15 protein-coding genes, 1 tRNA gene and 1 pseudogene are annotated in these 19,541 nt (G+C 65.6%); 8 read left to right on the plus strand and 9 right to left on the minus strand.

From position 1 onward, the window contains the following. Positions 1–201 precede the first annotated feature (201 nt). Entirely contained in the window at positions 202–1,656 is a 1,455-nt protein-coding gene (locus ACQ4N9_RS15865; protein WP_390967402.1) for a mannose-1-phosphate guanylyltransferase/mannose-6-phosphate isomerase, read from the plus strand. A 64-nt stretch (positions 1,657–1,720) separates the two neighbouring features. Beyond that, positions 1,721–2,956 carry a glycosyltransferase family 4 protein gene (locus ACQ4N9_RS15870; RefSeq protein WP_390967401.1) on the plus strand — a complete coding sequence of 412 codons (1,236 nt, stop codon included), beginning with the start codon at positions 1,721–1,723 and terminating at the stop codon, positions 2,954–2,956. Here the strand turns inward: ACQ4N9_RS15870 and ACQ4N9_RS15875 are convergent. Both ACQ4N9_RS15875 and moaB read right to left on the minus strand, forming a co-directional pair. Beyond that, positions 2,945–4,132, minus strand: a complete 1,188-nt coding sequence (locus ACQ4N9_RS15875) for a molybdopterin molybdotransferase MoeA (RefSeq protein ID WP_390967459.1) — start codon at positions 4,130–4,132, stop codon at positions 2,945–2,947. The genes ACQ4N9_RS15870 and ACQ4N9_RS15875 overlap by 12 nt on opposite strands. 22 nt (positions 4,133–4,154) lie before the next feature. After that, positions 4,155–4,694, minus strand: coding sequence for a molybdenum cofactor biosynthesis protein B (gene moaB, locus ACQ4N9_RS15880; RefSeq protein WP_125463355.1), 540 nt, complete (start codon positions 4,692–4,694; stop codon positions 4,155–4,157). Between the two features lie 180 nt (positions 4,695–4,874). On the opposite strand from moaB, the gene ACQ4N9_RS15885 reads away from it, so the two are divergent. Both ACQ4N9_RS15885 and ACQ4N9_RS15890 read left to right on the plus strand, forming a co-directional pair. After that, positions 4,875–5,096, plus strand: a complete 222-nt coding sequence (locus tag ACQ4N9_RS15885) for a YgdI/YgdR family lipoprotein (protein ID WP_110993561.1) — start codon at positions 4,875–4,877, stop codon at positions 5,094–5,096. Between the two features lie 82 nt (positions 5,097–5,178). Next, a tRNA-Pro gene (locus tag ACQ4N9_RS15890) sits at positions 5,179–5,255 on the plus strand. Between the two features lie 124 nt (positions 5,256–5,379). Here ACQ4N9_RS15890 and mqo read toward each other — a convergent pair. From mqo to ACQ4N9_RS15910, 4 genes and pseudogenes are all read right to left on the minus strand, one after another. Continuing rightward, positions 5,380–6,963, minus strand: coding sequence for a malate dehydrogenase (quinone) (gene mqo / locus ACQ4N9_RS15895; RefSeq protein ID WP_390967400.1), 1,584 nt, complete (start codon positions 6,961–6,963; stop codon positions 5,380–5,382). Between the two features lie 166 nt (positions 6,964–7,129). Continuing rightward, positions 7,130–7,897: a methyl-accepting chemotaxis protein gene (locus ACQ4N9_RS15900; protein WP_371923647.1), complete on the minus strand. Its 768-nt coding sequence runs from the start codon at positions 7,895–7,897 to the stop codon at positions 7,130–7,132. A gap of 165 nt (positions 7,898–8,062) precedes the next feature. Continuing rightward, a pseudogene (locus ACQ4N9_RS15905) lies at positions 8,063–8,746 on the minus strand (methyl-accepting chemotaxis protein); the annotation flags it as partial. 191 nt (positions 8,747–8,937) lie between these two features. Beyond that, entirely contained in the window at positions 8,938–10,701 is a 1,764-nt protein-coding gene (locus ACQ4N9_RS15910) for an ABC transporter transmembrane domain-containing protein (RefSeq protein WP_390967399.1), read from the minus strand. Positions 10,702–10,969: 268 nt separating this feature from the next. Here ACQ4N9_RS15910 and ACQ4N9_RS15915 point away from each other — a divergent pair, with 268 nt between their 5' ends. Next, positions 10,970–11,143 (plus strand): PA1571 family protein, encoded by a 174-nt coding sequence (locus ACQ4N9_RS15915; protein ID WP_190306040.1) that lies wholly within the window; start codon positions 10,970–10,972, stop codon positions 11,141–11,143. Between the two features lie 58 nt (positions 11,144–11,201). On the opposite strand, the gene pdxB is transcribed toward ACQ4N9_RS15915, so the two are convergent. The 3 genes from pdxB to rlmM all read right to left on the minus strand — a co-directional run bounded on the left by pdxB (position 11,202) and on the right by rlmM (position 13,845). Further along, positions 11,202–12,344 carry a 4-phosphoerythronate dehydrogenase PdxB gene (gene pdxB, locus ACQ4N9_RS15920; RefSeq protein WP_347151194.1) on the minus strand — a complete coding sequence of 381 codons (1,143 nt, stop codon included), beginning with the start codon at positions 12,342–12,344 and terminating at the stop codon, positions 11,202–11,204. 47 nt (positions 12,345–12,391) lie between these two features. Next, on the minus strand, positions 12,392–12,634 hold the full coding sequence (gene tusA / locus ACQ4N9_RS15925) for a sulfurtransferase TusA (RefSeq protein WP_110993565.1): 243 nt from the start codon (positions 12,632–12,634) through the stop codon (positions 12,392–12,394). Between the two features lie 146 nt (positions 12,635–12,780). Next, the gene (gene rlmM / locus ACQ4N9_RS15930; RefSeq protein ID WP_390967398.1) at positions 12,781–13,845 is read right to left on the minus strand and encodes a 23S rRNA (cytidine(2498)-2'-O)-methyltransferase RlmM; all 1,065 of its coding nucleotides are present in this window, start codon (positions 13,843–13,845) and stop codon (positions 12,781–12,783) included. 250 nt (positions 13,846–14,095) lie between these two features. Here rlmM and acnA point away from each other — a divergent pair, with 250 nt between their 5' ends. The 3 genes from acnA to ACQ4N9_RS15945 all read left to right on the plus strand — a co-directional run bounded on the left by acnA (position 14,096) and on the right by ACQ4N9_RS15945 (position 19,476). Continuing rightward, positions 14,096–16,837: an aconitate hydratase AcnA gene (gene acnA / locus ACQ4N9_RS15935; protein ID WP_390967397.1), complete on the plus strand. Its 2,742-nt coding sequence runs from the start codon at positions 14,096–14,098 to the stop codon at positions 16,835–16,837. A 97-nt stretch (positions 16,838–16,934) separates the two neighbouring features. After that, positions 16,935–17,711 carry a CPBP family glutamic-type intramembrane protease gene (locus tag ACQ4N9_RS15940; protein ID WP_390967396.1) on the plus strand — a complete coding sequence of 259 codons (777 nt, stop codon included), beginning with the start codon at positions 16,935–16,937 and terminating at the stop codon, positions 17,709–17,711. A gap of 199 nt (positions 17,712–17,910) precedes the next feature. Further along, a complete protein-coding gene (locus ACQ4N9_RS15945) occupies positions 17,911–19,476 on the plus strand; it encodes a methyl-accepting chemotaxis protein (RefSeq protein WP_125463347.1) in 1,566 nt (521 codons plus the stop codon). Positions 19,477–19,541 lie beyond the last annotated feature (65 nt).

The raw sequence follows: 19,541 nt of genomic DNA on the forward strand, positions 1-19,541 counted from the left end.
GAACTAAGCGATTAAAGCCGACTTCACACAATTGACATTGAAAGCCCAAGGCTACAGGTGCATCATTCGACAAATATTTGGCCTTCAAGGACGATGCCGCTCACGAAAGTCATTTTATTGACTTTTTGCCGCCAGATGCCTGACAGGTCGTGATTTCCGTTCGTTGCGCTGCCCCCAGCGCCCTGAGTAGAGGCTATGACTATGAGCGTTCTGATCCCCTGTATCATCGCTGGCGGTGCTGGCACCCGATTGTGGCCGGTTTCCCGTGAAGCCATGCCCAAGCCCTTCATGCGCCTGGCCGATGGCATCAGCCTGCTGCAGAAAACCTTCCTGCGCGCCAGCACGCTGCCAGGGGTTGAACGCGTACTCACGGTGACCAACCGCGAAGTGGTGTTCCGCACTCAGGACGAATACCGGCAAGTGGACAGCCAGCGGGTTGCGCTCGATTTCATTCTCGAACCGTTCGGCCGCAATACCGCCCCCGCCATCGCCGCTGCGGCACTGCACTGTGCCCGCGTGCATGGCGAAGACAGCGTGCTGCTGGTGCTCCCCGCCGACCACCTGATCGAGGACCAGGCCGCCTTCGCAGCGGCCGTGGAACAGGCCGGCCAGCTGGCCGGCCAAGGCTGGTTGACCACCTTCGGGCTACAGCCGACCCGCGCCGAGACCGGCTTTGGCTACATCGAGCAAGGCCAGCCACTCGGTGACGGCGCGTACCAGGTCGAGCGCTTTGTCGAGAAGCCCGACGCCACGACTGCCCAGGCCTACCTGCAAGGCGGCCGCCACCTGTGGAACGCCGGCATGTTCTGCCTGCGTGTCGACACCCTGCTGCACGAGATGCAGCTGCACGCGCCGGACATTCTGCAAAGCGTCACCCACTGCCTGGCCCAGAGCGAGGCCAAGCAAGGCCCGGCCGGCCTGCACGTGGAGCTCGATGCGCAAAGCTTCGAGCAGGTAGCCGATATTTCCATCGACTACGCGCTGATGGAGCCCTCCACCCAGGTCGCGGTGCTGCCCTGTGACCTGGGCTGGAGTGATATCGGCTGCTGGGAGGCCGTACGCGAACTGCGCCCCGCCGACGCGCTGGGCAACCACTGCAATGGCGAAACCGTGCTGCACGACGTGAGCAACTGCTACATCGACTCGCCACGCCGGCTGGTCGGCGCCGTGGGCCTGGACAACCTGATCGTCATCGACACCCCCGACGCCCTGCTGATCGCCGATGCGGCCCGCAGCCAGGAGGTCAAGCTGATCGCCCAGCAGCTCAAGCGCCAGGGCCACGACGCCTACCGCCTGCACCGCAGCGTGAACCGCCCGTGGGGGCTGTACACCGTGCTCGAGGAAGGCGCGCGGTTCAAGATCAAACGCATCATGGTCCGCCCTGGCGAATCGCTGTCGCTGCAGATGCACCACCACCGCAGCGAGCACTGGATCGTGGTCAGCGGCATGGCCTGCGTGACCAATGGTGAAGAGGAGTTCCTGCTCGACACCAACGAGTCGACCTTCATCAAGCCCGGCCGTACGCATCGCCTGACCAACCCCGGCGTCATCGACCTGGTGATGATCGAAGTGCAGAGCGGCGAGTACCTGGGCGAGGACGACATCGTACGCTTTACTGATATCTATGGACGCGCCCCGGCAGCCGCCATCGGTTGACTGCCAGCGGGCGCGTCTTGGCTTCCAGGGCCGACACCCGGCCACGCAACGAGGAATCCGGCTCATGCGCATACTCTGGACCCTGCCCTACCTGCCCTGGCCCACCACCAGCGGCAGCAAGACCCGGCAATATCATCTGCTGCGCCAACTGGCGCAGCGTGGTCACCGGATCACCTTGCTGGTGCAGTCCAGGGTGCCGCTGGGCGATGCGGCGCGCGAAGCCCTGGAGCCCTTGCTCGAACGCCTGATCGTGCTGCCCCGCCGGCCCTTGCACAGCCCGCTGAACCTGCTGGCCTCACCGATCATCGACTACCCCATGCGGGCGATCGTCAATGGCCTGGCACCCTGCCTGCGGCATCGCTTCGAGCAGTTGCTGGACGAACCCTGGGATGTCATCCAGATCGAGCACAGCTACAGCTTCCAGCCCTTCGAAAAAGCCCTGCAGGCCCGTGGCCTGCCCTTCATGCTCAGCGAACATACCCTTGAATCGGTGATGGGCGGCGCCTGCCATGACCGCCTGCCACTGTGGCTGCGCCCCTTCAATGCCTTCGACCGCTGGCGCTATCGCCGCTGGGAGCAGCGCGTGCTGCGTCAACCCAGCGAAGTGGTGGCGGTCAGCAACCACGATGCCGAGCTGATCGAGCAGATCAGCGGGCGAGCGGTCAACGTGGTGGTCAACGGCGTCGACTGCGACTACTTCGAAGCTGTGCGGCCGTGCCCCCACAGCCAGCGCCTGCTGTTCGTCGGCAACTTCGAGTACGGGGCCAACCTCGAGGCCATCGAGTGGGCCCTGGAAGAAATCCTGCCACAGGTGTGGATGAGCAACCCGGCGGTACGCCTGGCCATTGCCGGGCATGCGCTGCCGGCCAGTTGGAAACTGCATTGGAACGACCCGCGCATCGAGTGGGTCGGCTACCGCCCAGACCTGCGCGAGGTGCAACGGCGCTCGGCACTGTTCTTCGCACCGCTGCGCTATGCCGGTGGCTCCAAGGTGAAAATCCTCGAAGCGATGGCCGCGGGCCTGCCGGTGATCAGCACCGGCAAGGGCGTTTCGGGCCTGGCGGCCAACAATGGCGAACACTATCTGGGCAGCGACGACAGCGGCCAGCTGGCCTTGTTGATCACCCAACTGCTCAACCAGCCCTGGCGCATGGCCCAACTGGGTGAAGCCGGCCGCCAGTTCGCCCGCAAGCGCCACGACTGGAGTGTCGCGGCGCAACAGCTGGAGAACGTGCACATGCGCTTGACCCAACTGGCCCCCGCAGGCGCATCGCCCAGCGGTGAGGTGCTAGCCGAGTAGCTCACTGAAGGGAATGAACGGCACCAGCTCGCCCTGACGCGGCATGCTGCCCTCGCGCACCTCCACCACCCCCTCGGCCCAGGCAGCGCTGCGCAGCACCCCGGAGCTCTGGTTCTTGTAGATGCGTACCTGGCCGTCTTCGATCCGCGCCCGCAGGTATTCCCGACGATTGCCCGGCTTGGGCCAGTCGAAACCCGCCGGTACGCTGAAGCGCAGCGGTGCGACAGCGGCCACGCCCTGACGACGCAGCAAGTACGGCCGGGCCAGCAGGCCGAAAGTGACCAGGGTCGATGCGGGGTTGCCCGGCAGGCCGATCACTGGAACGCCCTGATAGTGACCGAAGGTCAGGGGCTTGCCCGGCTTGATCGCCAGCTTCCACAACGCCAGCTCACCGGCTTCGCGCAGGGCCAGGCCAAGGTAGTCGGCCTCACCCACCGACACGCCGCCGGTGGACAGGATCAGGTCGACATCGCCCAGCCCGGCCAGGCATTGGCGGGTGCGCTCAAGATCGTCGGCCAGAATGCCGGCATCCACCACCTCACAACCCAGGCGCTGCAACCAGCTGACCAGCAGGCGCCGGTTGCTGTTGTAGATCTGCCCCGGGCCAAGCGGCAAGCCGGGCTCGACCAGTTCGTCGCCGGTGGACAGCACCGCCACCCTGGGCCGGCGCACCACGTCAAGGCGAGCAAAACCCAGGGTCGCCGCCAGACCCAGCTGGATCGGCCCCAGGCGTGTACCGGCGCTCATCACCTGCTCGCCGGCACGGGTCTCCTGGCCTTTGGGGCGCACGTTCTGCTCGACGGCCAGCGGCTCAAGGAAGCGTACCCGGCCATCCTCCAGCACTTCGGCGTTTTCCTGCATCTCGACGCAATCGGCCCCTTCCGGCAAGGGCGCACCGGTGAAGATACGCGCACAGGTGCCTGGCTGCAGGGGCTGCGGCGCGTGGCCGGCAAAGATGCGCTGGCTCACCGGCAGAGCCTCGCCCTGCCAATCAGCCAGGCGCAGCGCATAGCCATCCATGGCACTGTTGGGCCAGGGCGGCAGGTCGAGCCCGGCTACAAGCTCACGCGCCAGCACGCGGCCTTCGGCATCGGCCAGCGCCACCTCTTCGGTGTCACCGATCGGCGCGGCCTCGGCCAGCGCCAGCAGGCGCTCGAGGGCTTCTTCCACCGGCATCAACGGCCGGGCGGTCGCAGCCTCAACCACGGCTGTCACAGGCCGCCGCCTGCTTCAGGTGAGGGACGAAGTTGCAGGGGCGATGGCGGGCGTCGAGCTGTTCGGCAAGGATGCCATCCCAGCCGGTGCGCACGGCATTGGTCGAACCCGGCAGGCAGCACACCAGGGTGCCATTGGCCAGGCCCGCCAAGGCCCGGGACTGCACGGTCGAAGTGCCGATATCGGCCACCGAGATCTGCCGGAACAGCTCGCCGAAACCCTCGACCTGCTTGTCCAGCAGGCAGGCAACGGCTTCCGGGGTGCTGTCACGGCCGGTGAAACCGGTACCGCCAGTGATCAACACCACCTGCACCTGGTCATCGGCGATCCAGGTCGCGACCTGGGCGCGGATCTTGTACAGGTCATCCTTGAGCAGCACCCGGGCAGCGAGCTGATGGCCGGCCGCCGTGAGGCGATCGACGAACAGCTGGCCGGAGGTGTCGGTCTCGAAGGTACGGGTGTCGCTGACCGTCAGTACAGCGATGTTCAACGGCACGAAGGGGGTATCTGCCTTGGCTTTCATGGGGGTCCGTCGCAGGGAAACTGGGATGTGCGCTGTTATATCACAGGCCGGCCGAGCGCTGCCCCGCCGTTGCTCCCGGTCAATGCCCCGGCCTGAGCGCTATGCTGCACTGGACAAGGAACTTGCGTAGGCGCCCTGCGTCATAACGTCATCAAGCACACTCGAACCAGGAGAAACACGATGATCCAACGGACCCTTCCCGCTTTCCTGCTCGCCCTGGGCCTGGGCGCCCTCGCCGGCTGCGCCTCGCCAGCCGTCATCACCCTGAACGACGGTCGTGAGATCCAGGCGGTGGATACCCCGAGCTATGACGAAGACTCCGGCTTCTACGAATTCGAACAACTTGACGGCAAGCGCACGCGCATCAACAAAGACCAGATCCGCACGGTCAAAGAGCTGTGATCCAGCCACTGCTTTTCGGCGCAACTCCTTTTTGCAACAAGGGGTTGCGTTGAAAAAAACGATGCAGTAGCATTTTGGCCATCGGAGTGTAGCGCAGCCAGGTAGCGCGTCTCGTTCGGGACGAGAAGGCCGCAGGTTCGAATCCTGTCTCTCCGACCAAATCCCCGAAAAGCCCGCCAAGTGCGGGCTTTTTTGTGCCTGAATCGCATCGCGGGGCAAGCCCGCTCCCACGCTGCCGGAGATTTGCGGCAACGTGGGAGCGGGCTTGCCCCGCGATTGGCAATTACCGAGCCGACACCGCCGTATCCGGCATTACCGGCACATGCAGCAATTGCAGCCGTGCACTGCTCCATTCGCGGGTCTTGTTGGTCAGCGCCAGGTCGTTGTTCAGCTTCTGCCCGTAAGTTGGCACGATCGCTTTCAGCTTGGCCTGCCATTCAGGGCTCTTGATGCGGTCCTTGAAGGTCTTCTCCAGCACCGTCAGCATGATCGGCGCGGCGGTCGACGCGCCGGGCGAGGCGCCCAGCAGCGCGGCAATGCTGCCGTCCTCGGCGGCCACCACCTCGGTGCCGAACTGCAGGATACCGCCGTGCACAGGGTCCTTCTTGATCACCTGCACCCGCTGGCCGGCCTGCAGCAGCGTCCAGTCCTCGTTCCTGGCGTTGGGGAAATACTCGCGCAGGGCCGCCATGCGGTCGTCGAAGCTGAGCATCAGCTGGCCCATCAGGTAGGTGCTCAGGTCGATGTTGTCGATACCGGCATGCAGCATGGGGCTGACGTTGTGGCTAGTCAGCGAGGCGAACATGTCCAGCAGCGAGCCGTGTTTCAGGTACTTGGTGGAGAAGGTCGCGAACGGGCCGAACAGCAGGACCTGCTTGCCATCGATCATCCGGGTGTCGAGGTGCGGCACCGACATCGGTGGCGCACCGACCGACGCCTTGCCGTACAGCTTGGCCTGGTGCCGGGCGACGGTGTCGGGGTTGTCGGTCATCAGGAACTGGCCGCCCACCGGGAAGCCGGCATAGCCGTCGGCTTCCGGGATCCCGGATTTCTGCAGCAGCTTGAGCGCACCGCCGCCAGCGCCGATGAACACGAACTTGGCCTTGACGCTGGTCTGCGCGCCGCCGTTGGCCAGGTCGGCCACCACCACGTTCCAGCTGCCGTCTTCATTGCGCACGATGTCGCGCACTTCATGGCTCAGATGCAGCTGGACATTGGGGTTGCGGGTCATCGATGCGAACAGCTGGCGGGTGATCTCGCCGAAGTTCACGTCGGTGCCGATGGCCATGCGCGTGGCCGCGACTTTCTGCCCCGGGTCGCGCCCCTCCATTACCAGCGGAGCCCACTGGCGGATCTGCTCGCGGTCTTCGGAAATCTGCATGCCGCGGAACAGCGAGCTGTGCTGCAGCGCCGCCACGCGCTTGTGCAGGAAGGCGATGTTCTCCTCACCCCAGACGAAGCTCATGTGCGGCACATTGGTAATGAACGAAGGTGGATTGCTCAGCACGCCCTGCTCGACCTGATAGGCCCAGAACTGCTTGGACACCTCGAACTGCTCGTTGACGTTAACCGCCTTGCTGATGTCGATGCTGCCGTCCTTGCCTTCGCTGGTGTAGTTCAGCTCGCAGAAGGCCGAGTGGCCGGTACCGGCGTTATTCCAGGCGTTGGAGCTCTCCTCGGCGACCTGGTCCATGCGCTCGTAGACGTCGACCTTCCAGCCCGGCTCAAGCTCGGTGAGGTAGGTTCCCAGGCTGGCGCTCATGATGCCGCCGCCGATCAGCAGGACATCGACGGTCTTTTGTGGCTCCGCAGGCTTGGAGCAACCGATGACGCTCAGGCACAGGAGCGTCAGCAGGATTTTCTTCATTGGATCTATCCGGTTGTTATGTAAGCGCGGCCTCGATAGCGAAGAGCGTGCCAACCGGTTGCAAGCCAATGTTCATGGGGGCGACATCAGGTCGCATGGCGACAAACCGCCACGCACCCGGGGGAAGATCCCGCCGGGATGGCGGATTTCCCCCGCGATGGCAGCTTCAGGCGGTCAGGCGCGACGTGACCTCACCCAACTGCCCCGACAAGCCATGCAAACGCTGCCCGGCCTGCTCGGTATGCTGCACCGCCTGCTGGTTGGCCGTGGCGATACGGGTGATCTCGATCAGGTTGCGCGAGATATCTTCGGCAACGCTGGTCTGCTCCTCGGCCGCCGTGGCGATCTGCCGGTTCATGTCGCGGATCGCCTCCACCGCCAGGGTGATGCGCTGCAGCATCTGCCCGGCCTGCTGCACCTGTTCGGCGCCCTCTTCACTGCGCTGCTGGCCACTCTCGATGGCCTTGACCGCCTCTACCGCGCCCGACTGCACCGCTTCGATGATCTGGTGGATTTCGGCGATCGACGCCGCCGTGCGCTGGGCCAGGCTGCGCACCTCGTCCGCCACCACCGCAAAGCCACGCCCGGCTTCGCCAGCACGCGCCGCCTCGATGGCCGCGTTGAGTGCCAGCAGGTTGGTCTGCTCGGCAATGCCGCGGATCACCTCGAGCACCTTGCCGATGCGCGTGCTGTCGTTCTCCAGGTGGCGAATCACCGCAGCCGTGCCGGCGATCTCGCGGTTGACCAGGCCAATGATATCGATGGTCTGCTGCATCACCTGCTCGCCGGCCTGGGCACTGTGGTCGGCGTCGTCCGCTGCGCGGGCCGCCTCGGCGGCATGGCGCGCGACTTCCTGGGCGGTGGCGGACATCTCGTGCATGGCGGTGGCGACCTGGTCGGTGCGCTGGAACTGGTCATGGGTGCCGCTGGCCATGTCGCCGGCGATGTTGCGCAGCTGGCCGCTGGCGCTCTCCAGCTCTTCGGCATTGTCCTTGAGGCGGCCGACGGTGTCGGCGAGAAAATCGCGCAGGGTATTGGCGGCCCGCGCCAGGCGCCCCAGCTCGTCCTCGCGACGGCTATCGACCCGCGCGCCGAAGCGGCCCTGGCTGAGTTGGGCGACATAGTCGATCAACTGGCGAATCGGCTCGACCAGGCTGCGGTTGATCAGCCACAGGCTCAGCAGCCCGACCAGCACGGCCGAAGCCAGCATCACCAGCACGCCGAGCCATACGGTGCGCTCGGCGTCAGCATTGATTTCGGCCGCACGGCCACGGGCATCACCGCGCAACTGCTCGACCAGCGCGCTCATCTGGTCGCTGGTGGCGCGGTCCACACCCTTGACCGCCACATCGCCGGCCACCGGGTCACCGCCGGCGGCAAGGAAGGCCTGGCGGCCCTGCTCGTATGCCACACCCAACTGCCGGTGGCTGGCCTTGAGCTGTTCCAGGCGCGCCTTGAGCGCCGGATCACTGCTGTCGATCAACTGGCCAAGCAGGGTCTGAACCTGCTGCTCACGGGCCTGGAACTGCTGCCAGTACTTGTCCAGCTCGGCCGGCTGGCGGCCGCGCAGCAGCACGTTCTTCCACTCCTGCACCTGGATCTTGAACTGCAGGTTGGCTTCATCGATCAACTGCGAGGCCTGCAAGGGCCCGTCCACCAGCTGGGCATAGCCGCGCACGCTGGAAGACAGGAACTGGAAGCACACCAGGGCGATCAGCAACATCGCCGCCAGGCTGCCGCCGAGCAGGGTGAGAATTTGCACTCTGAGGGATTTACGCAACATCGTGGATCTCGGAACAAGGAGGTAAGGAAGCGGACACGACAGCGCCGCCGACTAAAGACATCCTTGTCCTCGTTCGCAGGCCAAAAAAAAGCTGCCATCAATCGATAGCAGCCAGGTCGAGCACATACGCAACAGCTGAGCCAGATACTCTCAGGCAATTGCTACAGAATTGTTACAAACTCGCGACAGCCTCATCCATTGTTGAACTGCAGCGCCGCCAGGCGAGCATACAGCGGGCTTTCTTCCACCAACTGGCGGTGCGTGCCCACCGCCACCAAACGCCCCTGGTCTATCACCGCAATGCGGTCGGCATGCTGCACCGTGGCCAGGCGGTGGGCGATGACCAGCGTAGTGCGCCCGGCCATCAGCTGCGGCAACGCTTGCTGGATCAGGTGCTCGCTCTGCGCATCGAGGGCGCTGGTGGCCTCGTCCAGCAGCAGGATCGGCGCATCCACCAGCAGCGCCCGGGCAATCGCCAGGCGCTGGCGCTGGCCGCCGGACAGCCCAATGCCGCCCTCCCCCAACAGCGTCTGGTAACCCTGCGGCAACTGGGCGATGAATTCATGGGCATGGGCGCTGCGCGCCGCCGCCTCGACCTCGGCCTGGCTGGCCTCGGGGCGGCCATAACGGATGTTGGCCTCGACCGTGCCGCGGAACAACGCCGGTTGCTGGGCCACCAGGGCGAACTGACGGCGCAGCTCGGCCACCTCCAGGCCGGTGATCGGCTGGCCATCGAGCAGGATGCTGCCGCCCTGGGGGTCGTAGAAGCGCAGCAACAGGTCGAACAGGGTCGACTTGCCGGCGCCCGACGGCCCGACCAACGCCACCGTCTGGCCGGGCTGCACCTGCAGGCTCAGGCCATCGATGGCGGCCACCGCCGGGCGCGATGGGTAGGCGAAGCGCACTTCGCGCAGCTCGATCGCGCCACTGGCGCGCCCGCCTGCCAGGCTGACGGCCTGGCGCGGCGCCAGGATCGCACTCTGCGCCGCCAGCAGCTCGGCAATACGCTCGGCAGCACCCGCTGCCCGCTGCAGTTCGCCGATCACCTCGCTCAGGGTGCCGAAGGCACTGCCGACGATCAGGCTGTAGAACACGAAGGCCGCCAGCTCGCCGCCGGTGATACGCCCGTCGATCACATCCATGCCACCCACCCAGAGCATCACCCCCACCGCCCCCAGCACCAGCACGATCACCAGGGTGATCAGCCAGGCACGCTGGGCGATGCGCCGTCGCGCCACGCTGAACGCCGCTTCCACGGTCTCGGCGAACAGCATGCGGTCACGGGCTTCGTGGTTGTAGGCCTGCACGGTCTTGATCTGGCCGAGGCTCTCGGCGACGTAGCTGCCGACATCGGCGACCCGGTCCTGGCTTTGCCGCGACAGGCTGCGCACCCGCCGGCCGAACAGCAGGATCGGCGCCAGCACCAGCGGCAAGGCCAGCACCACGATGCTGGTGAGCTTGGGGTTGGTGACGAACAGCAGAATCACCCCACCCACTACCATCAGGGCATTGCGCAGGAACATCGACAGGGACGAGCCGATCACCGACTGCAGCAAGGTGGTGTCGGCGGTCAGCCGCGACTGGATCTCCGAGCTGCGGTTGTCCTCGAAAAACCCTGGGTGCAGCCCCAGCAGATGATCGAACACCGCCCGACGGATGTCGGCGACGCAGCGTTCACCGATCCACGACACCAGGTAGAAGCGGGCGAAAGTCCCCACGGCCAGGGCCAGCACCAACAGCAGGAACAGGCCGATGGTCTGGTTGAGCTGGTGCATCGAACCCGTCATGAAACCCTGGTCCACCAGCAGGCGAATGCCCTGCCCCATGGACAGGGTGATGCCAGCAGTGACCACCAGCGCGAGCAGGGCCAGCAGGGCCTGGCGGCGGTAAGGGCGCAGGAACTGCCAGCCCAGGTGCAGGGCGCGACGTTGGCGGGAAGAGATCGGTTCAGGCATGGCGGGCAGGTTCGGCAGGAAGATGGGCCAAGCCTACCACTGGTCCACCTGGCAGGAACTGCTCCACCCGCAGGGGCATCACATCAGAGGTATCGGGCGGCGTGGGGCGAAGAAGCCTTATGCCCCACCTATGACCTTTCGTTCTAAGGTGCCGCTGGAGCTTTGCCACGCTTTCTGTTGGACTGGGCCTGTCATGCCCCGCCCGTTGTCACAGGCCAGTCATGGCAAAGCGGTACGTTTGAGCTTGAACCTGAAGAGGAGACAGGACATGAGCTTGCAGCACGGCAACGAGACGCCCAAGGCCCCGAAACACCCGCAACCTCAAGTTTGCGGTTCGATCATCGATGGCCAGGGCCGCGAGATCCCGATCACCGAGCAGATGATCCAGAAAGCCTGCAAGGACCTGGAAGAAAGCCGGGTCAAGAAAGTCGGCAAAGACTAAAACAAGAATTCCTTCGAACCCGGCGCCTGCGCCGGGTTTTTATTTGCAGGTCAGGCTGTCAAACCAGCACCGCGCCCAACGCACTCACCACCTGCGCCAGCTGCGGCGCCTCGCCGCGCAGACGCACCGCCAACCCCTCGATCTCGCGCCGCACCGGATACTGCTTGCGCAGCAGGTCGAAGGCCGCACGCTGCTCGGCCGGGTCGTCGCTCAGGCTGCGACGGAAATCGGCATCGTCACGGCGCGGGTCGTACACCGCCCGGCACAGGGTGGCCAGCGCCCAGGCCGGCTCGGCGCCCGCATCCAGCTCGATCTGCGCCAGCGCAGGGGCTGGCAGCAGGTCCGCCAGCCGCACCTGCTCGGCTTCACCCTGCACGCGGCAGAACGCCTGGTAGATCTGCGCCGTGCCGCGCTGCTTGCCGTCCAGGCTGTAGCCGGCGATATGCGGGGTGGCCAGGGTGCACAGGTCGGCCAGTTGCAGGTCCACCTGCGGCTCGCCTTCCCACACGTCGAGCACCGCGTGCAGGTCTTCGCGATCCAGCAGCAGCTCACGCAGCGCAGCATTGTCCACCACCGGGCCACGGCTGGCATTGATCAGCCAGGCGCCGGGGCGCAGCCGCGCCAGGTGCGCTTCATCGAGCAGGTGCCAGGTCGGGTGTTCGCCACCGCGCTGCAGCGGCGTGTGCAGGCTGATCACGTCGCACTGCTCGACGATGGTCGCAAGGTCGACGAAGTCGCCCCCCTCGCTGGCCTGGCGCAGCGGGTCGCACACCAGCACCTTCCAGCCCAGGCCATGCAGCACGCGCACCAGACGCCCGCCGACTTCGCCGGCACCGACCACGCCATAGACCCGCTTGCCCAGCTCGACACCCTCGAGTTCGGCCAGGGTCAGCAGGCTGCCCAGCACATAATCGACCACGCCACGGGCGTTGCAACCTGGGGCGCTGCTCCAGTGGATGCCCGCTTGCGCGAAGTAATCGAGGGCGAGGTGATCGGTACCGATGGTGCAGGTGCCCACGAAGCGCACCTTGCTGCCTTCGAGCAGTTGCCGGTCGACGCGGGTCACCGAGCGCACCAGCAGCACGTCGGCGTCCTTCACGCAGGCGGCATCGATGGCCCGGCCGGGGTAGCGGCGGATCTCGCCGAAACCGGCAAAGAAGGCATCGAGCAGCGGGATGTTTTCGTCGGCAACTATCAGCATGGCGCTCTCCTGTCAGGGGAGCGCAGTGTAGCCTGATCGCGCCGGCCTCAGTCGGCCTTCTTGCGGATCCAGTACAGGTAGGTGCCGGCCTCTTCCTGCTGGCCTACCAGTTCGTGGCCGAGGAAGTTGCAGAACTTGGGGATGTCGCGGCGGGTCGAGGGGTCGGTGGCGATCACCTTGAGCAGGCCGCCGGCGGCCAGGTTGCGCACGTGCTGATGCAACATCATCACTGGCTCCGGGCAGTTCAGGCCGGTGGCGTCGAGGATGGCGTCGGGGGTGAAATCGGTCATGAAAGGCTCCGCGAAATGATCGTCATTGTGGCGCATCCGTCGAGGTGCTCCAAGGGGCTGCTGTGCAGCCCAATCGCCGGCAAGCCGGCTCCCACATGGCCCGTGCAACCCTTTACCCGTGGGAGCCGGCTTGCCGGCGATTGGCTTCAACGCGGTTTCAGGTCCAGCCGGCGCAGGTGGCAGGTCACTTCCTCGCGGTCGTGGTACAGCTGCTTGCAGGCGATCGACACCTTGACCTTGCGCGTCTTGAAGCCTTCCTCGATGCGGTCGAGCAACTTGCGCACCTCGGCGTGACGCTGCTTCATCGGCAGCTTGAGGTTGACCACCGCCTCGCGGCACAGCCCCTCGCCCAGCCAGGTCTCGATCAGCGACGCGGTGCGTGCCGGCTTCTCGACGATGTCGCAGACCATCCAGTCCACGGTCTGTTTCGGCTTCCAGGTAAAACCGTCGGCCATCAGGTGCGTGACCAGCCCGGTGTCCATCAGGCTCTCGGCCATCGGCCCGTTGTCGATGGCGGTGACCAGCATGCCGCGCTTGACCAACTGGTAGGTCCAGCCACCAGGCGCAGCGCCCAGGTCGACACCGGTCATGTCGTCGTTCAGGCGCTGGTCCCACTGCTCGCGCGGGATGAACTGGTGCCAGGCTTCTTCCAGCTTGAGGGTCGAACGGCTGGGCGCTTCCCGTGGGAACTTCAGGCGCGGGATGCCCATTGGCCACAGTGCCTGGTTACCTGCTTCGGCCTGGCCCAGGAATACCCGTCGGCCACTGATGAAGGTCAACAGCAGGCGCGGACGCTGCGCGTCGTCGACCAGCCGCCCAGCCTTCTCCAGTGCCTTGCGCAGCGGCACTTCGAACTTGCGGCAGAAGGTCGACAGCTCCTTGCCGTCGTTGGTGTCGAGCACCTCCAGCCACAGGCTGCCGAACACCGGCAACTCGGCCAGGTGCTCGAGCAGCACGCTGATGCGGTCGGTCTCGGGCAACTCGATGTAGCTGCCGCGCGCCCATTGGCGCGGGAAGATCAGCTGGTCGAAACGCATTTCACGCATCAGCCGCGCGGCACCGTCGGGCTCGCTGCAGACGAATTCGGCGCAGGCGCTGCTTGGCTTGCCTTTGGCATAGCCGGCCACGCCCAGGTGGGCGGCGTGTTCGCTGATTTCGGCGCAGACCTCGCCCTCGAAGCCGGGCCGGCAATGCATGAACAGGGTATTCATCTCTAACTCCACATCACTGGCGCAGGCGGCGCCAGCCTTGACCCGACGCAACACAAGGTGCGGCCGGGCGGCGAATGATAAAGGAAGATCGGAACCCGCGACACGCCCCACCGGTCCAGAAAAGGGTCAGGCCCGGCAAACGGGGCTAACCTGACTGTTCAGCCAGGTCCGTGCCGTGCGGACCGATCCACAGCGGTGACACTGGCGATCCTTTGGCAGTCGCCGGGCACCGGAGCACAAGGAGTTGTCAATGCCCTCGCTCGATAGCCTGAAAACCCTCAAGTCACTGAAGGTGGCCGACCGCACCTACCACTATTTCAGCCTCGCCGAAGCCGCCCGCCAGCTGGGCGACCTGCAACGCCTGCCGATGTCGCTGAAAGTGCTGCTGGAGAACCTGCTGCGCTGGGAGGACGGCAAGACCGTCAGCGGCGACGATCTGCATGCCTTGGCCGACTGGCTCAAGGATCGCCGCTCGGACCGCGAGATCCAGTACCGCCCGGCGCGGGTGCTGATGCAGGACTTCACCGGCGTACCGGCCGTGGTCGACCTGGCGGCCATGCGCGCTGCCATGGACAAGGCCGGTGGCGACCCGCAGCGCATCAACCCGCTGTCGCCGGTGGACCTGGTGATCGACCACTCGGTGATGGTCGACCGCTACGCCAGCCCCGACGCCTTCGGCCAGAACGTCGACATCGAGATGCAGCGCAATGGCGAGCGCTACGCGTTCCTGCGCTGGGGCCAGAACGCCTTCGCCAACTTCCGCGTGGTGCCGCCGGGCACCGGCATCTGCCACCAGGTCAACCTGGAATACCTCGGGCGCACGGTCTGGACCCGCGACGAGGACGGGCGCACCTACGCCTTCCCCGACACCCTGGTCGGCACCGATTCGCACACCACCATGATCAACGGCCTGGGCGTGCTCGGCTGGGGCGTGGGCGGCATCGAGGCCGAGGCGGCCATGCTCGGCCAGCCAGTGTCGATGCTGATCCCCGAGGTGATCGGCTTCAAGCTCACCGGCAAACTGCGCGAGGGCATCACCGCCACCGACCTGGTGCTGACCGTGACGCAGATGCTGCGCAAGAAAGGTGTGGTGGGCAAATTCGTCGAGTTCTACGGCGACGGCCTGGCCGACCTGCCGCTGGCCGACCGCGCCACCATCGCCAACATGGCCCCGGAATACGGCGCCACCTGCGGCTTCTTCCCGGTCGACCAGGTGACCCTCGACTACCTGCGTCTGTCGGGCCGCCCGGAGCAGGCGGTGCAACTGGTCGAGGCCTATTGCAAGGCCCAGGGCCTGTGGCGCCTGCCCGGCCAGGAACCGCTGTTCAGCGACAGCCTGGCGCTGGACATGCATGAGGTCGAAGCCAGCCTGGCCGGCCCCAAGCGCCCGCAGGACCGGGTAGCCCTGGGCCAGGTTCGTCAGGCCTTCGACCAGTTCATCGAGCTGCAGCCCAAGCCACTGGCCAAGGATGTCGGGCGCCTGGAAAGCGAAGGCGGTGGCGGCGTGGCCGTGGGCAATGCCGACCAGGCCGGCGAGATCGACTACAGCCATGCCGGCCAGACCCACACCCTGCGTGACGGCGCGGTGGTGATCGCCGCCATCACCTCGTGCACCAACACCTCCAACCCGAGCGTGATGATGGCTGCCGGGCTGGTGGCGAAAAAAGCCGTGGAAAAGGGCCTGCAACGCAAGCCCTGGGTCAAGAGTTCGCTGGCCCCCGGCTCCAAGGTGGTCACCGACTACTACGAGGCAGCCGGCCTGACCCCTTACCTGGACCAGCTGGGTTTCGACCTGGTGGGCTATGGCTGCACCACCTGCATCGGCAACTCCGGGCCGCTTGACGAAGCCATCGAACAGGCCATCGGCAAGGCCGACCTGACGGTCGCCTCGGTGCTGTCGGGCAACCGCAACTTCGAGGGCCGGGTGCATCCGCTGGTGAAAACCAACTGGCTGGCCTCGCCACCGCTGGTGGTGGCCTACGCCCTGGCCGGCAGCGTGCGCGTGGACCTGAGCCAGGATGCCCTGGGCACGGGCAAGGATGGCCAACCGGTCTATTTGCGCGATATCTGGCCCAGCCAGCAGGAGATTGCCGCAGCGGTCAGCAAGGTCGACACGGGCATGTTCCACAAGGAATACGCCGAAGTGTTCGCCGGTGACGCCCAGTGGCAGGCCATCGAGATACCACAGGCGGCCACCTATGTCTGGCAGGACGATTCCACCTACATCCAGCACCCGCCGTTCTTCGATGACATTGGCGGCCCGCTGCCGCAGATCACCGACGTGCAAGGGGCTCGCATACTCGCTCTGCTCGGCGACTCGGTGACCACCGACCATATTTCGCCGGCCGGCAACATCAAGGCCGACAGCCCCGCCGGGCGCTACCTGCGCGACAAGGGCGTGGAGCCGCGCGACTTCAACTCCTACGGCTCGCGCCGCGGCAACCACGAAGTGATGATGCGCGGCACGTTCGCCAATATCCGCATCCGCAACGAGATGCTCGGCGGCGAGGAAGGCGGCAACACACTGCATGTGCCGAGCGGCGAAAAGCTGTCGATCTATGACGCCGCCATGCGCTACCAGCAGGAAGGTACGCCACTGGTGGTGATCGCCGGGCAGGAATACGGCACCGGCTCCAGCCGCGACTGGGCGGCCAAGGGCACCAACCTGCTGGGGGTCAAGGCCGTGCTGGCGGAAAGCTTCGAGCGCATCCACCGCTCCAACCTGGTGGGCATGGGCGTGTTGCCTCTGCAGTTCAAGGCCGGTGACGACCGTAAACGCCTGGGGCTGACCGGCAAGGAGCGCATCGATGTGCTTGGGCTTGGCGGTGCGCAGATCCGCCCGGGGATGAGCCTGCCATTGCGTATTACCCATGAGGACGGGCAACAGCAGCAGATCGAGGTGCTGTGCCGGATCGACACGCTCAATGAGGTGGAATACTTCAAGGCGGGGGGCATCCTGCACTATGTGCTGCGGCAACTGATTGCAGGGTGATCATGGCCAGGGGCCATTTATTGGCCCCTGATCAGGTGTCCTGAAGGGCGCGAGCTCAGTCGAAGCAATTCCGCACTCGCTGCCACAAGGATTTAGCATGTCGTTGCCCCACTGGATCGCGCTGGGCCTGCTGGCCCTCGGCTACTGCTTTGCACTGGCCCACGGCAGCCTCGGCCTGGCTGCCCTGCCCAGCCTGCTCGCCCTGCTGTGCACCGCCCTGCTGGTACGGCGCAGGGTGCGCTGGCAACAGACCCTCGGCCACCTGCTGTTCATCGGCATGGCTGCCGCACTGGCCCTGCATTGGCTGCCGGGCTTCAGTAGCGCCAAAGTCATCGACAAGGCTGTGTTCAGCCAAGGCGCGCTGCCGTTCTCGATGTACCTGAACCTGGACAAGCCGCTGATCGGCCTGTGGTTGCTGCTGGCCTGCCCGTGGCTGGTGGTGTTGCGCGGGCGGGGGCTGGCGCTGAGCCTGTTCGCCATCCTGCCGCTGACCCTGCTCGCCTGCCTGGGCGGCGCCTGGGCCCTGGGGCTGGTGACCTGGGCGCCGAAATGGCCGGAACAAGCCTGGCTGTGGCTGTTGAACAACCTGCTGCTGGTCAGCCTGACCGAAGAACTGCTGTTTCGCGGTTATATCCAGGGCGGCCTGCAACGTCTGTTCAGGCATGACGGCCTGGCGTTGCTGGCAGCAGCGCTGCTGTTCGGCCTGGCTCACCTGGGGGGCGGCTGGCAGTGGTTCTACCTGGCGACGTTGGCAGGGGTGGGTTACGGCCTGGCGTACCGCCATGGCGGGCTGGCCGCAGCGGTGGCCTGCCATGCCTGCGTAAACCTGGCGCACTTCGCGGGCTTCAGTTACCCGATGCTGGCACTCGGCTGAGCAATCGGTCATGATCCGACCTGATCGTCATAAACCATAAATAAAGCTGCAATATTGACGGCAACGTACGCGAACGCGTGGGCTTACACCACAATCGCAGTGGTCATCCGTTGCGCCAGATCAATGCAGGTTAAATATTCATTCAATAAAACCAGCGGCTTGCCGATACCTGTCGAAAGCCTTGCGGATTGAACAGCCAATGCGTAACAACCAGCCGATTACCCAGAGAGAACGGACTTTCCCTGCCCAACAGCGGTTGATCTCCACGACCAATGCCAAAGGCGTGATCACCTACTGCAACGATGCCTTCGTCGAGATCAGCGGTTTCTCTCGCGAGGAACTCATGGGCGCAGCGCACAACCTGGTGCGCCACCCCGACGTACCGCCTGCGGTGTTTGCCCACATGTGGCAGACCCTCAAGCAAGGCCTGCCATGGATGGGCATCGTCAAGAACCGCTGCAAGTCCGGCGACCACTATTGGGTCAACGCCTACGTCACCCCTGTTTTCGAGAAAAACCAGGTGGTTGGCTATGAGTCGGTGCGGGTCAAACCCACCGCCGAGCAGATCCGCCGCGCCGAAGGCCTGTACCAGCGCATCAACCAGGGCAAGTCGGCGATCCCGCGCCGCGACCAGTGGCTGCCGGTGCTGCAGGACTGGCTGCCGTTCATCCTGATCAGCCAGGTCGGCTTCCTGATCGGCAACTGGCTCGGCCACTCCTGGGGCTTCGCCCTGGCCGCCGGCCTGTCGGTCCCGCTGGGCCTGCTCGGCCTGAGCTGGCAGCAGCGCGGCCTCAAGCGCCTGCTGCGCCTGGCCGAACAGAGCACGTCCGACCCGCTGATCGCGCAGATGTACACCGACAGCCGCGGCGTCCAGGCGCGCCTGGAAATGGCCATGCTCAGCCAGGACGCACGGATGAAGACCTGCCTGACCCGCCTGCAGGACAGCGCCGAACAGCTCAGCGACCAGGCCCGCCAGTCCGACACCCTCGCCCACCAGAGCTCGTCGGGCCTGGAGCGCCAGCGCGTGGAAACCGAGCAGGTGGCCGCCGCCGTCAACCAGATGGCCGCCACTACCCAGGAAGTGGCCAACCACGTTCAGCGCACCGCCGATGCCACCCAGGAAGCCAACCGCCTGACCAGCCAGGGCCGCAACATTGCCGGCGAAACCCGTGACGCCATCGAGCGCCTGTCGGCTGCCGTGGGCGAGACTGGCCTGACCGTGACGCAACTGGCCAAGGACAGCGACGAGATCGGTGGCGTGGTCGATGTGATCAAGGGCATTGCCGACCAGACCAACCTGCTGGCGCTCAACGCCGCTATCGAGGCAGCCCGTGCCGGTGAGATGGGCCGCGGTTTCGCCGTGGTTGCCGACGAAGTTCGCCAGCTGGCCCAGCGCACCGCCGAGTCCACTGGGCAGATCCACGGCCTGATCGCCAAGCTGCAACAGACCGCCAACAACGCGGTGCAGACCATGGAGACCGGCCACCGCCAGGCCCAGGAAGGTGTCGAGCGGGTCATGGAAGCCGACCAGGCGCTGGTGGGCATCAGCGAAGCGGTCGCGAACATCACCGACATGGCCACCCAGATCGCCGCCGCCACCGAAGAGCAGACCGCGGTGGCCGAAGAGATCAGCCGCAACATCAGCACCATTGCCGACCTGGCCGACCAGACCGCCGGCCAGGCCCAGCGCTCGGCGCTGCTCAGCGAAGAGCTGACCAGCACCGCCGGCACGCAGTACTCGCTGGTGGAGCGCTTCAACCGCTAAAGCCTGAACGAACCATCGCGGGGAAAGGTGCCTTGGTGTGCCGATGTGAATTGTCCCTCGGTGTT

This window comes from Pseudomonas sp. ES1, from assembly GCF_050586605.1.
Classification (GTDB): domain Bacteria; phylum Pseudomonadota; class Gammaproteobacteria; order Pseudomonadales; family Pseudomonadaceae; genus Aquipseudomonas; species Aquipseudomonas sichuanensis.